Source organism: Bdellovibrio bacteriovorus, assembly GCF_001592735.1.
Lineage (GTDB): Bacteria > Bdellovibrionota > Bdellovibrionia > Bdellovibrionales > Bdellovibrionaceae > Bdellovibrio > Bdellovibrio bacteriovorus_D.
This window is the reverse complement of sequence record NZ_LUKE01000004.1, coordinates 59,126-73,328: the sequence shown is the minus strand read 5'-3', so window position 1 is coordinate 73,328 and position 14,203 is coordinate 59,126. Positions and strand designations below refer to the sequence as shown.

Sequence of the window (14,203 nt, the reverse complement as noted above, 5' to 3'; positions counted from 1 at the left end):
AGTTGCATGAAGGAGTCGATATGATCAGCTTAGATACATTATTAGAAAAAATGTGGGTCGACTATTGTGAACTAAACCCTGCAGCCAAACGAATTCATGACTTGTTTGTGGGTCGCGGTGATGAAGTTATTAACGACCACATCGCCTTACGCACCTTCAATCATCCCCGTCTGGGTATCGAGTCGTTGGCTCAACACTTTAAAAAATATGGTTACGTTGAAAAAGGCGATTATACTTTCGTAGAAAAAAAGCTTTACGCAAAACACTATGAGCACCCCAATGAAAACCACCCGAAAATATTTATCAGCGAGCTAGAGCTTGAAAAAGTGTCTCCCTTCATTCGCAACACCGTCAACGGCTTGGTGGACCAAGTCACCGACACGATGATCAAAGATGACATGTTTCCGATGATGGGACGTCCATGGAAAATGACTTATCAACTGTATGCCGACCTGGCTAAAGAGAGCGAATACGCTTCTTGGGTGGCGGCTTATGGTTTCCGACCCAACCATTTCACGGTGAATATCAATCGCTTAAAATCGTTTGAACAGATCGAAGATCTAAATAAATTCATCAAAACAAGTGGCTTTACGCTGAATTCTTCCGGCGGTGAAGTCAAAGGCACCACAGCAGACTACTTAGAACAAAGCTCGACGATGGCCTCAGAAATTCCCGTCAAATTTGATGACGGCAGCACGCACAATCTGCCGGGATGTTACTATGAATTTGCAAAACGCTATCCACTGCAAAATGGAAAGCTTTATCAAGGATTCGTCGCTAAATCCGCCGATAAAATCTTTGAAAGTACGAATAAAGTTAAGTAGTTTAAAAAAGAAAGACGGCTTAGGCCGTCTTTTTTATGATTCTTTCGAAAGTCTCAAGATCGTTCGTCTGTTTTTTCCAACCTTCGTGAGCCTGTAAAAACACTTGGACCAAACGCGGATCAAATTGAGTGCCCGAACAGCGCTTTAATTCTGCATACACGACATCATCGGGCAAACCTTTACGATAAGCACGGGTTTGCGACATCGCATCGTAAGTATCTACGACTAAAATAATTCGCGCCACCATCGGAATGTCTTCGCCTAAAATCTTATCCGGATAACCGGCACCATCCATGCGTTCATGATGACCACGAATGCCCGGAAGAAGGGCCGCAAAAAAATCATGTTTAGCCAAAGGTTCCACAATTTGTTCGCTCATCACCGGATGATTCTGCATCATCAAGTGTTCAGCTTCGTCTAATTTTCCAGGTTTCGCGATGATAGATTGTGGAACGCCGATTTTACCGATGTCGTGAAAAAGACCCGAAAACTCCGCAACCTTTTGTTCGTATTCGTTAAGACCCGCATCACGCGCTAATTTACGCGCCATTTCGCCCACACGACAACAATGAGCATAGGTGACGGGATCAACGACTTTTAACGATTGCATCAGCGCTTGTGCGGCCTCATAGGCCCACGCCGGAATGTCTCCCCACGAAGACGACATCATTGGCTCCCTTCTCCTTCTAGTTTTTTCGGTGCTCTTAGACGAAAACTTTAAGAGTGAGAAATGTTTGCGTCTAAGAGCGAGACAACTTCCCGTTGACTAGACCTCAAAGCATTGGAAAGATCGAGTATGTGGAGGCTTAGGTGAAAAACTGGCACATTTTGACGATCTTTTTGACAATCTTAACGGTGTTTTCCTCTGAAGCCTTTGCGCAGAAAATAAAGGTCCGTCGCGTGAAAGGAAACCAGGCCGTGGTCGAGTTTTCTGGCGGTGCTCTTCAACAAGGCCAAGCTTATGAGTTGGTGCAAGACGAATTTTCTGAAGCTGGTGCCTCTTCGAGCGGATCTTCTCGTCGCCGTTATTTGGTGAACGTCAATTTCTCCATGAGTGCGATGAAGTCCGACGCGGCGGGAACGGAAAGCGAGACCGACATGTCCTTAGGAGCACGCTTTGGTTGGAACTTTGGGCAATTTGAAATGGGGCCGTTGTTTTCTTACAGCTCGGATTCTACAGGCAAGGTCACCGTGAATGTTCTGAAAGCGGGAGGTTGGGCGGATTTTAATTTGATTCCGAACATCCCGGGAGAAATTTTTGTCTTCGGCGTGGGTGGTTTTGGCGCTTTTGGACAATCTGAAGGTGGCGGTTCCAGTTTAACCATTATGGAGTTTGGCGGAGGTCCCTTTATTAAATGGTTCCCGCTGGCAACTGACGTGGGTTTTCGCGCGGATGTGGGATACGGTTATCAAAAACAATCCGGCGGAACTTCAGGGGATGTCACGATCACAGGTTTAACCTCAAATGCCGGCCTCATCGCTTATTTCTAGTCAGGGTCCCGTGAGTCTTAAGTGCCCTTGTTTTTTAAAGGGCACTTTGAAAAACGACATCTTCGCATCGCCTTCAATGGCGTATTCAATTTGCGAAGAATTTAAAGCCTTATTTAAATGCGCAAACAAATCCACATAACGAACGGGTAAAGGAATTTCCACCGGAACCGTGGCCTTGGGACCAACCACAACAGGTTGCTGGGTTTTAGAGTTTGCAAAAGCCTGACCGTCTAACGAAATTTTATAATTCACTTCATCAAGTTTGATTTCACGATCATTGGTGTTTTCAACATTCAGGACGAAAACAATCGTGGTGCCGACTAAATTTGTGTCTTTGATGTAAAGATCCTGAAGGTCTACTTTGGGTTCTTTCCACCCGCTTAAAGAAGCACATCCGACGGCGAAGAATATGGCAAGAATCAAAATCTTTTTCATACTTTTAGTTTTCCATGGCCCCCGGGGAAATGTCCAGAAAGTCCAGTCCGGCCCCAAGACTTGGGGCATTATCTCTCGTATGATGTTTTAAGGCGCATCAACGTGAAACCACCTCTGGCATCAAAGCTGCTATTTAATTTTAAGATGAAACCAGTCCCCCGCCCCCTTAGCATTGATATCAGCGCACGCACTATCGTTCGCATGTTGGCCGCAGCATTTCTTGTTTATTTGGCTTTCAAACTTTTCCCGGTGATCGTGATGTTGTTCTTTTCAATTTTGGTCGCCGTCGCATTTGAACCTGTTCTGCGATATTTACAACGGGTGATGTCACGCCGTGCGGCTGTTTTTTTAATGGCCCTTTTATTGGGAACGGCGCTATGCCTTTTAGTTTTTGTGATCTTCCCGCCGCTGATTGAACAGGTGCAAAAGGTTATTGATAAAATTCCGACCTATATAAAATGGATGATGGAAGGACATTCCCCCCGCAGCCTGATCCATCGCCTTGGGACCCGCATCTTGGGACCTGAAAGCATTCCGGATTTATCGACCTCCGTTTCACAAATTATGACGATTGGGCAATATGCGATCGGCACTATTAGCTCTTTAGGACTTTTCTTTGCGTTCACTATTTACCTTATGCTTGATGGCCACCGCACTTATCGTTGGCTGATGCCTTATTTTTCGGTGGAAACAAGATTTAAGGTGGAAGAAACTTTGGCCGAAGTAAGTCACATTGTCCCCGCCTATGTTTTGGGGCAAACCATTGCTTCTTTGGTGTGCGGAACTTATGTTTTTGTTTTACTCACCTTAACCGGAGTTCCTTCCGCATTAATGTTAGCCGCACTAGCGGCGGTTCTAGCGGTTTTACCGTATATTGGATTTTATATTTCGCTGGTACCCATATTGATGTTCGCACTGATAGTTTCACCGCAAACTCTAGCGACTGTGGCTTTTTTTTACGGGCTCTATCATCTTTTTGAAGGTTATATTTTATTACCTAAAATTTATTCGCAGCATTTGCGCTTGTCGGGCTTTATCGTGCTGCTTTCCATTGTCGTGGGTATGACCTTGATGGGCGTCTTAGGAGCCATCGCGCTGTTACCGATTGCGGCGGCTTATCCGGTGATTGAACGAATTTGGCTGGCGCCTTATTTAAGAAAGGCTGTGATTCCAACCCACAGCCGTATGGATTCAGAAAATGATGTGCATCCGATGCTTTAGAAGTTAATACCTAATCCGACGGTTCCGTAGAAAGTATTCAGCTCGGCTTTTTGATTTTGCACTTTATCTTGGAAGCTGTAACGTTTGATACCAAAACCCGCCTCGCCAAAATAACGATCACTCCATAAAACTTTACCATGGAAGTTGAGCGACATCGGCGCATTTAAAGTGACGTCACTGTTCATCGATTGCCCGTAATAGATGAATTCCATATCCACCCATTTTGGATAACGCATAATGATCAACGTATTTAAAAAATCATCAAAAACCTTCGGCATCGAACGTGCCCAAAAGATCCCTCCCCCCAGCATAGGGGCTTTTAGCTCTCCAAAACCCACGTCTTGATATGAAGCTAAAAGACCGACGGTTTCATCTCGTCCCCAAAGGCCTGGCGTAAAGCGATATTTAAGATCCACCGTCAAAACACTTAAAGGGGCGGTGCCGTCTTTCACCTTAAGCTCATTGAATGATTTAAAGTATTTTGCATTGATGCCCCAGCGTTGGCGTGACACCCAATAGTTGCTCCAGCTAAAGATATCTTCAAACCATTGATTGTAAGCCACCTCGCCCATCACGATAAAACCGCTGGCGGTTTGCACGCCCGAAAAACGACCCGAAAGCTCGCGAGGGAAACCTTTATACAGCTCGAAATACGAACGATAGGTTTTGCCATCCATTTCTACGTTTAAATACGACCGATTGATCTGACCCCGTTCTTCGGCTTTAAAGCGCCACATGAATTCAGAAGGATCATCGGAATCTACTCGCACCGAGTTTTGATCTGTTGAAACTTTCGCCGCTGGTTGTTTACGACCAAAAAGCTTGATGCCGTCATTATAAGTGCCCGTCGGCGTGCGTTTATCAAGATATACGCGGGATTGTGCTCTGGGAATTTGCGAAAGTTCAAAACGTTGCTTAAAGATACCACCACCTTCGCCTGGCAAATAAACTTTTGGATCTTCACGCAAGATTGCGGCGGCCCAGAACTTTCGTGAATCCCCGATAGTCGCCTCAAAACCCAACATTTTTGTTAAGCCGGAGTATTGATCCGGATTCAAAATGACTGAACGACCTAAAGGACGAGTGTCATAACCAACAATGCGCAAAAGATTCGGTTTTGCGGTGTCGGCGATATCCATGAGCTCCAGCTTGTTTGGTAAAGTGATGAACTCATACGACTCCCCCCCCAATAACTCCGCAAAGAAAGACGTCGGTGAATCCATGGGCACAACCATCGTTTGTTTTAATGGAGCCTCTTGGCCGTGCAAAAGAACACGTGGCTTTACAGGCTCAACGCGAACTTTCAACATGCTCAATGCGCCATCAGGCGCCGTATCCATGCCGTAACGAGGCGAACAGACACGGCTGGAGTTACGACCTCGAGTTTCACTTAAGCAAAAACGGAAAGATTCTTTTTGATTCCACAACGGAACCCCCGCAGAACGGGCATCCACAAAGGCATAACGTGCAGAGAAAATCCCAGAGCGGGCCACGTTGTTGGCACTAACACCTTTTGCGATAAGTTCTTTACGCCAATCATCGAGGCGTTTATTCCAGTTTGCTAAATCATTTTCTGAAAAATTATACGACCACAATAAACGCCCCGTGCGGGAAACCATTTCAATTGCCGTGGGATTGATCAAAGACTCGGGGACATAAAACGCCAGAGACATCTGCCCGTTTTCAGAACCCAGTACTTGGTTCAATTGAGAGTGTGTTTTTCCTAGCGGAGCAAAAGCCACCGAGAAAGTTTTATCTGAAAGCAGAACACTTCCCACTTTCAAGGCTCTTCCATCTGGGGTCATCTCATATTCAAGCTCTAACGGAGGCAAGATAAGACCGTTATCAATTTGATCGAAATAAAGGGGTTTATTAAATTCCTTCGTCGCCGCCGTCTTTAAAAGCGATTGTTTGGCGGCAGGAATATCATCCGTGTTTTCCTGTCCGTAAGCCCCAAACGAAATACAAATGAGAAGTGCGACTACGAGATGCTGTGCAATATTCACGTTCCAACCTATCCCTAGAGTGATATCCAAGATTTTAAGTAATTGAGAACAATGTCACAAGCTAAAATATTGGACTGTCTGGCATTTTCGGATTATGAAAGAAGTCTTGAGCATTGAATATTAAGGAGCCTTTTCCATGTCTGCCGCTCGTACTGTTTACCACATGAGAGTCACCGAAATTATCGACCATACGCCCGGTATACGCGAGCTGGTCTTAAAAACTGAAACTCCGGGCGAATTTTCGTTCCGAGCGGGACAATTTGTGATGCTGAATGTGCCACAAGGTGAAGCTAAACCCATTTTGCGTGCCTATTCCATCGCCTCTGACGATCGCAATAAAAATGGCTTCCGCTTGTTATTTAAATATGTGGAAAACGGCATAGCCTCGACTTTTGTGTGGGCCCTTAAAGGTGGCGAGCTGATTAATTTCACCGGTCCTTTTGGCAAAGTGTTTTTCCAAGAACCGCCGACCCCACAAGTGGTTTTCTTAAATACCGGCAGCGGGATTTCTCAGCATTTATGTTATCTGTTATCTAAGAAGGAACAATATCCCGACATTCGGTATCGCATGCTGTTCGGGGTCCGCTCGGAAAAGGACATGTACTATCAAAAAGAAATTGAATCCTTGGCACAAGGACTCAAAGACTTCAAATTTGAATTTGTTCTGAGTCGTCCGGAAACGGCATGGACCGGAAAAAAAGGTTATGTGCAACACTTCCTTTCGGAGTTTGATTATAAAAACATTCCTACGACTTTCTATCTTTGCGGCAACGGCGGCATGATCAAGGAAGTCAAACATCAGCTTTTAGAAGTCGACGGCCTTGATAAAAAGTCCGTTTGGTCTGAAGCCTTTGACTAGATGAGTACTAAAACCCGAGCGGCCTTAGAGTTGATTTTTGCAGGCTCCCTGTGGGGTTTTGGATTTGTCGCGACCCTCTTTGCACTGCAAGAGTTCACGCCGATCGAAACCCTGGTGTACCGTTTTGTCGTGGCCGGCTTCATCGGGGAAATCATTTATTTGCTTATCCGTGGCGCTCATTTTCGCAGCCTGAAAAATGATATTTTAAAAGCATTGCCCGCCGGATTTCTTTTGGCCACGATGCTGCTCTTACAAACAGTGGGTTTGAAGTTTACGACCGCAACTAAAAGTGGTTTTTTAACAAGCCTTTATGTGATTTTAGTTCCCCTGATCAACACGGCTATTTTTGGTCATGCCATTTCCCTGCGAAACTTCGTTTTTGTCCTGATGGCTTTGGTCGGAACATTTATTCTGGTCGGTGGACAGTTAGAAAGCATTAACGTCGGTGATCTTTGGACCATCGCTTGCTCGGTGGTGGCCGCCTTACACATTATTTATATCGGACGAGTTTCAAACAAAGTAGGCAATGCGTTTCGTTTTAATAATTTTCAATCATTATGGTGCTTACTGGCCCTCGCCCCCCTGCTTTTCACTCAAGACACCGTAAAAACTTCCACCGCTTCTTGGATACCGTGGATGGGTGTTTTAATTTTAGGATTAGGCTCAAGCATTATTGCTTTTTATTTGCAAATTCGAACTCAGAAGGTTCTATCGGACTCAACAGCTAGCATGTTGTTTTTATTAGAATCACCATTTGCAGCGCTCTTTGGATTTTTAATTTTAAGCGAGCGCCTCTCGTGGTCTCAGACCGGAGGCGCTGTCCTGATTCTGGTCGCATCTATCCTGCAGATAGCCTTTGACCCTTCCGTAAAGACCACAGAAACGAAACGATAATAACTGCACCCCCGCTTAAACCCGTCACCCATTCAGGGATGTGTAAGAACGGATCCAAGAGCATGATCATCGCTAAGATTCCGATGGCATAAAAGGCGCCGTGTTCTAAAAACGCAAACTTAGTTAAAGCTTCTTTCTCCACGAACATGATCGTCAAGCTTCGCACAAAGAAGGCCCCGATGCTTAAGCCGATCATGATAATAAATAAATTGTGCGTGATCGCAAAGGCCCCAACGACACCGTCAAAACTGAAAGAGGCATCTAGAACTTCGAGATACAAAAACATTCCGGCACTGGCGCGATGCACGTCATGCATTTGACCATCAGAAGCCTCAAGCCATGAACCAATTCCATCCACAATCACATATGTGATCAAACCCGCCATCCCGGCCATGATAAAGGCCAAAGCCTCGTGTGACGGAAGAAAGTGAGAAATGATCGCCAAAATGATCAAAGCCAAAGTCACTTCGATGGCTTCCACCTTACTGCCCAAATACACCGGCGTTTTTTCTAAAACCGGAATCCAGTGCAGGTCCTTGTCTTCGTCATAGAAGTATTTTAAAGCCACCATCAAAAGGAAGCTGCCACCGAAGGCCGCGACCTGTAAATGCGCCGACAACATTAGTTTCGCATATTCATCAGGCTTTGTGGCCGCCATAATAAGCGCATCCCAAGGAGTGACATTGGCGATGAAAGTCACAATTAAAAGCGGAAAAATCAAACGCATCCCGAAGACGGCGATCAACATACCCCAAGTTAAAAAACGATGACGCCATACCGGAGTCATTTCTTTTAAAACCACCGCATTCACAATGGCATTATCAAAAGACAAAGAAATTTCTAAAATAGCCAAGATCACCGCGATAAAAAGAGCGCCTAAGCCCGCCGCCGTGGTGCCGCCATAATAGTGACCGACAAAGTACGATGCGACTAAGCCAAAAAAAGTAAAAACAAAAGAACCTGTAAAGTATTTCATGAAGAAAAAGTCCTAGATTCTGCGATCCAAATCAAGGACTTATTTTAAAACTGCTTTTAAAAAGCGACCCGTTTCGCTGCGAGCGACTTTGGCCACTTGCTCGGGCGTGCCCGTCGCGACGATTTCGCCCCCCGCACTGCCACCATCCGGTCCCAGATCGATCACGTGGTCTGCCGCCTTAACGACTTCCATATTGTGTTCGATAACTAAAACCGTGTTCCCTTGGGTGGCAAGTTCTTGAATCAACTCCACCAATTTACGAACATCATCAAAGTGCAAACCCGTCGTGGGCTCGTCCAAAATGTACATCGTCTTCCCCGTGCCGCGACGAGAAAGTTCCTTAGACAGCTTCACGCGTTGGGCTTCACCGCCCGAAAGGGTCGTTGAGCTTTGTCCCAGGGTCATGTAATCCAACCCCACCCGGTGCAAGGTTTCAAGCTTACGATAAATCTGCGGATGATTGCGGAAGAACTCTAAAGCCTCCCCCACACTCATTTCTAAAACATCGGCGATAGATTTATTTTTGTATTTAATATTTAACGTCTCGCGATTGTACCTGCGGCCCAAACAAGTGTCACAGGTCACAAAGACATCGCTTAAGAAATGCATCTCGACCCGGATTTGCCCGTGACCCATACAAGTTTCACAGCGTCCGCCTTTCACATTAAAGCTAAAGCGACCCGGCTCATAACCGCGCAGTTTAGATTCTGGCAGGTTGGCAAAAAGATCACGAATCATTGGGAATAACGCCACATAAGTAGCTGGTGTCGATCGCGGCGTTCGCCCAATGGGTCTTTGATTGATATCAATGACCTTATCAATCTTATCTAGGCCTTCGATTTTTTTGTATGGAGAGGCCTGAACATGGGCCTTATAAAAATGCTTCGCTAAAATTTTGTAAAGCGTATCGATGATCAGCGTACTTTTACCAGATCCCGAAACTCCCGTCACGGCGGTGAAAGTTCCTAGAGGCAACTTTAAATCTACGTTTTGCAGATTGTTTCCGGTGGCGCCAGACAAAATTAAAAACTCTCCATTGCCTTTGCGGCGTTTTTCCGGAACCGGAATACGCATTTCACCGTTAAGATATTTTCCCGTCAAAGAACGTGGATTGGCCGCCAACTGATCCGGAGTCCCCTGCGCCATCATTTCGCCACCTAAGACGCCGGCGCGAGGACCTAAGTCGACAACGAAATCAGCGTAACGAATCGTATCTTCGTCATGCTCCACCAATAAAATGGTATTCCCGCGATCTTTTAATTCGCCAATAATATTGAGCAAGCGATGATGATCCCGCGGATGCAGTCCGATACTGGGTTCATCCATCACATATAATACGCCAATAAGTGATGATCCCACTTGAGTTGCCAAGCGAATCCGCTGAGCTTCCCCGCCAGAGAGAGTTCTTGAGGGACGACTCAGTGAAAGATAGCCCGTTCCCACGCGGATCAAATAATCCAAGCGCGATTGGATTTGTTTATTAATTTTATCAGCGATCAACTGATCTTTGGCTTTCCATTCTAATTTAGAAATCCATTGGCGCAGCTCGGTTCCAGCCATATCAGAAAGTTCGGCGATATTTTTTTCTTTGATTTTGATATTCAAAGCTTCCGTTTTAAGTCGCGAGCCATGACAGTCAGGGCAAGCGCTTAAAACCATTTCTTCTTCTTCCTCGTCATCATCGTCGGAAGTTTTTTTGCCTTTGTATTTATAGACGACCTTATCAAGCTTTTTCCCGCCGACTTCCGAATCGGAAAACTGTTCTTCCTCAACTAGGTCAATGGTGCCTAAACCGTGGCAGGTGCCACACGCTCCGCGCGGATTATTAAAACTAAAAAGACGAGGTTCAATATCAGGATAACTGTAACCACAAATCGGACACGCTGAGTGAATAGAATAATTTGTTCTTTCACCCGATAAAGTTTCAATGATGACACGGCCATTGGCCATCGATATCGCGGTGTTGATACTTTCTGAAAGACGGAGCTTGAGATTGTCTTTTAAAATCAACTGATCCACGACCAGATCAATATCATGGGTTTTGGTTTTTGCGAGTTTTGTGGCTTTATCAAGCTCGATCATTTTGCCGTCGACCTTGGCTTTCACAAAACCCTTCTTAGCCCAACGTTGGAATTCAGCTAAGAACTCCCCTTTTTTTCCCGAAGCCATCGGAGCTAAAACATAGAACTTGGTGCCCATGCTTTTTTTCAAGATATCATCGACGATCTGTTGAGGTGATTGGCTTGCCACGGGGATGTGATGAATAGGACATTCTGGAACGCCGACTTTTGCAAAAAGCAAGCGCAAGTAATCGTAAATTTCCGTGACCGTTCCCACCGTCGAACGCGGATTGGTACTGACTGATTTTTGATCGATCGCAATGGCCGGAGAAAGCCCCGTGATTGAATCCACATCCGGCTTTTTTAGTTGTTCCAAAAAATTGCGCGCGTAAGCCGACAAGCTTTCCACGTAACGACGTTGGCCCTCGGCATAAACGGTATCAAATGCCAGTGACGACTTACCACTGCCGCTCAGGCCCGTAAAAACGGTGATCTTATTTCGGGGAATAACGACGCTAACATCTTTAAGATTATGTTCTTTGGCGCCTTTGACTACGATTCCGTCTTCACTCTGTGACATAGAAAATGATTGTAGTTGAAGAAGAGACCACTTCGCAAGGGCCAGAGAAAACAGAATGCCGCACTACAAGAGAGAAACTTAAAACCCAAAAACCAAGGACCGTTCAAAAACGGTCAGAGGCAGTCAGAGGGCCGTTTTTCAACGGTCCGCCGTCGCTTTTACTTGGCAGGCTGGGCACACGCCATAAAGTTCTAAAATGTGATGAGTCAGCTTAAAGCCGAACTGATTTGCTACTTTTTCTTGCAAGCTTTCGATCGCGCGATTTTCAAATTCGCAGATCTTGCCACACTTCACACACGTTAAATGGTCATGATGGCCTTTGGGCGTGAGCTCATAACGAGCGGGCAAACCACCCATGCGAACTTCCGTCACAAATTGACCTTCGGTCAAAGTACGCAAGAAACGATACACGGTCGCAAAACCGATATCAGGGTGAATCTTATTTAGTTTTTCATAGAGTTCTTGAGCAGTAACGTGACGACGGCCTTCATGCAAAGCTTTTAAAATCGCTAAACGTTGGCTGGTCACTTTCAAATTAAGGGCACGAATGATGCGTTTAAGCTCTGACTCGTCGAATTCTTCACCGTGAACGATGATATCTTCGTCGTGTTGGCGGGGCAAAAAGGGAACAGCTTCTTTACTCATAGGCACACCTCAAGTGGTCGGTCTCAAATTTATAGACCAGCCGGGCACCCGATGTCCAGATAATTAAGAATCATTTTCAACTCGGGACGCTACTTAAAGCCTACTTTGGCGCCACTAAGACCCACTCAACTATTCAAAATGACTTAAATTAAGGCCTTTGGAGATATGGGAAACAGCGTTATGAGGGTGAAGGCTCTCAACATGGCTGAACTCGGCCACGTAATCCAAGACTTCTGGGCGCGCATCCAAAGCATCCTTCACTCGTCGAGCCGCATCTTCACAGAACATCAAGTTCTGGCCGTTGCGTAAAGCAAACTCTTGCTCATCTTCCCGCTTCACTGCGCCCTGAACCGCCGTCTGTAAAGCCTCTTCGACGGTGTCGATAAGGGTCCCGTAATCAAACTCAGTCCCTACTTCTACTTTCACACGAGCAAAGCTGCGTTGTGCGTGAGGGGTCGCCACAATACCTTGGGGGGTTCCGAGCCACGAATGAATCACATCAAAATCTAAAGACTTATCGTTGAATTGAGCTTTGAACCCATCTTGAATCAATTGTCGAGAAAGTGCCGCCGAAGCCGGGCACGTGCTAGAATAAGTCACAACCACTTCGACGTAATAATTCTTAACACCATTTTTATTTACCGCGGATAACACCACCGGGTAAGAGCGCCAAGCTTGGTTGGCACTTTTTAAAGCTTTACGCACAAGCGGTGCTTCAAACTGAAGTTGCACACGGGCTTGGGTTGAAAGGTCTTCGTGAGTTCTTAAAAACTCATCCGTCGTGCGCCCCAGAAGAGTCAGATTCAGCTCGTTCTTGGTTAGAAGCTCCTGAGTGATCAGGTACAAGCGAGACATATGAATACCGCGTGAAGGTTTTTTATCTAAGCTGACTTTCGCATCAGCCCGAGCGGGAACACGATAAACTCCATCGCTTTGCTTTAGTAAAACCGGAAGCTCAATTGAGCCCATCCCCACCCAATCAATGGGCGCGAATTTTTCAGTGTGGGTTTCTTTAGCAACATCGGGAAGAGTCTGTTTAGTCATACGAAAAAGTCCTTCAGGCAAGAAAACGTATAACGCAAGTTCGGGGCTTTGGCTCGCCATTTATAGATTTTACAGCGATTTTACGCCCCGCTTTGCCTCGATAGGTCCATAGATCTTCTCTATGCCCGCCCCTATTTACTGCACGAGGGAGTTTAATTCCTGTCTCTTTTGCTCCACCGCCGTCTCTAAGCTTTTAACTTGGGTTTCTTGGCTTTGCAGAGCTTGCTGAGCCTGACGTAATTGAGAGCCAAGTGAGATTTGGCTATTGCGAATTTCTCTTTGCGATTGTTGCAAGCGAATGATGGAGTCCCGCAAACTTTCGATATTTCCTTGGGCATTGGCCTGATTAGATTGCAGATCGTTCAGAGCCTCTTGTTTACCTGCCTGTAGGGCCTGCGCGGCGCTTAAGGACTCAGCCGCAATTAACAGACGCTGCTGCAACATCAAATCACGCTGCTGATTAAGGGCATCGAGCTGTTCCTGCAAACGTTGAAGCTCCGCCATCCGACGGGTTTGATCGTTAAAATTCTGATTCCAATACATGATATCTTCGCGGGTTTGGCGAATCTGAAGCTCCTGGGCGCGAATGCTTTCATCAATCTGCGCCAGCTGCGCTTGCGCGGCACTATTTTGAATGCGCATTTGATCTTCGGCCTGACGATTTATTTGCTGTTCTAGGTTGCGATAAGCGTCTATTTCCATCAGCGCGTTTTGCACTTGAGACTCTGATCGCAACACATTCAAATCAAAAGATCCCAAGGCGGCCGGCATCCGTGACGTGAAACTTTGACTTTGCGTTGCCAATTGATTGACGGATTCACGCTGGACTTGCAGATCCGCTTGGGCTTGCGCCAGTTGTTGTTCTAAATTCTGCAACTCTCCACTGGCAAGTTCGGCTTGACGAGAGGGCGTCGGGGACACAGGGGCTTTAGGAGTGGTGGTCGTTGTCGCCGCAGGGCGAGGCATTTCAGCCACGATACTGGTTTGTTCGATTTCTTCAATTTGTGCAGCCGCGCGTTTTTCTGCTTCGCGGTTCACGTGGAAAAAGAACATGACCGCAGCAATAAGCAAAATCAAACTGAAGGTGGAAATAGTGTTTTTGCCCATAGAGACTCCTTCAGACTTTAGGCCTTCTTCCCATTTTAAAGCCGTTACGTAGCTGAGCAAA

13 protein-coding genes are annotated in these 14,203 nt (G+C 46.0%); 5 read left to right on the top strand and 8 right to left on the bottom strand.

Annotated features, from left to right (window positions below; all coding sequences use genetic code 11):
* Positions 1 to 20: 20 nt before the first annotated feature.
* Positions 21 to 824 (top strand): DUF1338 domain-containing protein, encoded by an 804-nt coding sequence (locus AZI86_RS15445; RefSeq protein ID WP_061836185.1) that lies wholly within the window; start codon positions 21 to 23, stop codon positions 822 to 824.
* 19 nt (positions 825 to 843) lie between these two features.
* On the opposite strand, the gene AZI86_RS15440 is transcribed toward AZI86_RS15445, so the two are convergent.
* Entirely contained in the window at positions 844 to 1,494 is a 651-nt protein-coding gene (locus AZI86_RS15440) for an HD-GYP domain-containing protein (RefSeq protein ID WP_253715978.1), read from the bottom strand.
* 140 nt (positions 1,495 to 1,634) lie between these two features.
* Between AZI86_RS15440 and AZI86_RS15435 the strand changes: the two genes are divergently transcribed.
* On the top strand, positions 1,635 to 2,315 hold the full coding sequence (locus tag AZI86_RS15435) for a hypothetical protein (protein WP_253715977.1): 681 nt from the start codon (positions 1,635 to 1,637) through the stop codon (positions 2,313 to 2,315).
* Here AZI86_RS15435 and AZI86_RS15430 read toward each other — a convergent pair whose 3' ends face one another.
* Positions 2,316 to 2,750: an LEA type 2 family protein gene (locus AZI86_RS15430; RefSeq protein ID WP_157684729.1), complete on the bottom strand. Its 435-nt coding sequence runs from the start codon at positions 2,748 to 2,750 to the stop codon at positions 2,316 to 2,318.
* A 144-nt stretch (positions 2,751 to 2,894) separates the two neighbouring features.
* Between AZI86_RS15430 and AZI86_RS15425 the strand changes: the two genes are divergently transcribed.
* Positions 2,895 to 3,971 (top strand): AI-2E family transporter, encoded by a 1,077-nt coding sequence (locus AZI86_RS15425; RefSeq protein ID WP_157684728.1) that lies wholly within the window; start codon positions 2,895 to 2,897, stop codon positions 3,969 to 3,971.
* Here the strand turns inward: AZI86_RS15425 and AZI86_RS15420 are convergent.
* Complete coding sequence (locus AZI86_RS15420) at positions 3,968 to 6,007, bottom strand: hypothetical protein (RefSeq protein ID WP_253715976.1); 2,040 nt, start codon at positions 6,005 to 6,007, stop codon at positions 3,968 to 3,970. The genes AZI86_RS15425 and AZI86_RS15420 overlap by 4 nt on opposite strands.
* A gap of 106 nt (positions 6,008 to 6,113) precedes the next feature.
* Between AZI86_RS15420 and AZI86_RS15415 the strand changes: the two genes are divergently transcribed.
* Both AZI86_RS15415 and AZI86_RS15410 read left to right on the top strand, forming a co-directional pair.
* Complete coding sequence (locus AZI86_RS15415) at positions 6,114 to 6,836, top strand: FAD-binding oxidoreductase (RefSeq protein WP_061836182.1); 723 nt, start codon at positions 6,114 to 6,116, stop codon at positions 6,834 to 6,836.
* Complete coding sequence (locus tag AZI86_RS15410; protein WP_061836181.1) at positions 6,837 to 7,730, top strand: DMT family transporter; 894 nt, start codon at positions 6,837 to 6,839, stop codon at positions 7,728 to 7,730.
* On the opposite strand, the gene AZI86_RS15405 is transcribed toward AZI86_RS15410, so the two are convergent.
* From AZI86_RS15405 to AZI86_RS15385, 5 genes are all read right to left on the bottom strand, one after another.
* Complete coding sequence (locus tag AZI86_RS15405) at positions 7,675 to 8,706, bottom strand: DUF475 domain-containing protein (RefSeq protein ID WP_061836180.1); 1,032 nt, start codon at positions 8,704 to 8,706, stop codon at positions 7,675 to 7,677. The genes AZI86_RS15410 and AZI86_RS15405 overlap by 56 nt on opposite strands.
* 39 nt (positions 8,707 to 8,745) lie before the next feature.
* Entirely contained in the window at positions 8,746 to 11,346 is a 2,601-nt protein-coding gene (gene uvrA / locus AZI86_RS15400) for an excinuclease ABC subunit UvrA (protein WP_061836179.1), read from the bottom strand.
* Between the two features lie 138 nt (positions 11,347 to 11,484).
* Positions 11,485 to 11,991, bottom strand: coding sequence for a Fur family transcriptional regulator (locus AZI86_RS15395; protein ID WP_061836178.1), 507 nt, complete (start codon positions 11,989 to 11,991; stop codon positions 11,485 to 11,487).
* 129 nt (positions 11,992 to 12,120) lie between these two features.
* Positions 12,121 to 13,035 carry a GTP cyclohydrolase FolE2 gene (folE2, locus tag AZI86_RS15390; protein WP_061836302.1) on the bottom strand — a complete coding sequence of 305 codons (915 nt, stop codon included), beginning with the start codon at positions 13,033 to 13,035 and terminating at the stop codon, positions 12,121 to 12,123.
* Positions 13,036 to 13,170: 135 nt separating this feature from the next.
* Positions 13,171 to 14,142, bottom strand: coding sequence for a hypothetical protein (locus tag AZI86_RS15385; RefSeq protein ID WP_061836177.1), 972 nt, complete (start codon positions 14,140 to 14,142; stop codon positions 13,171 to 13,173).
* Between the last annotated feature and the right edge of the window lie 61 nt (positions 14,143 to 14,203).